Here is a 959-nt window from a genome sequence, read left to right as displayed (position 1 = left end):
TAACGCGAACAACACCGTTTACATAATGCTGTGTTTCATCTATCAAGGCTTGAAGCGCTTTACGCTCAGGGGACCACCAGTAACCGTTATAAACCAACTCCGCATACTTAGACATAATACTGTCTTTCAAATGCGCAGACTCTTTATCGAGAGTCAAAGATTCAATCGCACGGTGAGCCTTAAGCATAATCGTGCCCCCTGGCGTTTCATAGCAGCCTCGAGACTTCATACCTACATAGCGGTTTTCAACGATATCCAAACGGCCGACACCATTATCACCACCGACCTTATTCAAGGTCTCAAGCACGGTTGCCGGGCTCATCGCTTCACCATTGATCGCGGTGATATCGCCTTTCTCATATGTCAGTTCGATATAAGTCGGTGTATCTGGAGCGTTCTCAGGAGAAACAGACCAACGCCACATTTCTTCTTCAGGCTCATTCCAAGGATCTTCTAGCATATCGCCTTCATAAGAAATATGTAGCAAGTTTGCATCCATAGAATAAGGAGACTTACCTTTCTTCTTTTCAACTTCGATACCGTGTGTATCACAATAGGCTAACAAGCTTTCACGAGAGTTGAGATCCCATTCTCTCCAAGGTGCAATGACCTGAACACCCGGCTTAAGTGCATAGGCACCTAACTCAAAACGAATCTGGTCATTACCTTTACCGGTCGCACCGTGAGAGATAGCACAAGCACCTGTTTCATTAGCAATTTCGACCATTCGCTTGGCAATTAAAGGACGAGCAATAGACGTACCTAACAGGTACTCGCCTTCATAAATAGTATTTGCTCTGAACATCGGGAAAACATAGTCACGAACAAATTCTTCGCGCACGTCTTCAATATAGATTTCTTTAACACCCAATGCTTCTGCTTTGGAACGTGCAGGTTCAACTTCTTCACCTTGACCAAGGTCAGCTGTGTAGGTAACAACTTCACAGTTGTATGTTTCC

The 959-nt window shown here is 44.6% G+C and carries 1 protein-coding gene; it reads right to left on the bottom strand.

Features of this window, described 5'->3' with window-relative positions; all coding sequences use genetic code 11:
- The coding region (locus A3757_RS01670) for an argininosuccinate synthase (protein ID WP_068739054.1) at nt 1–959 on the bottom strand (959 nt) is incomplete at both ends.

It is taken from the genome of Oleiphilus sp. HI0117 (assembly GCF_001635235.1).
This window is presented reverse-complemented; position numbering and strand designations above follow the sequence as displayed.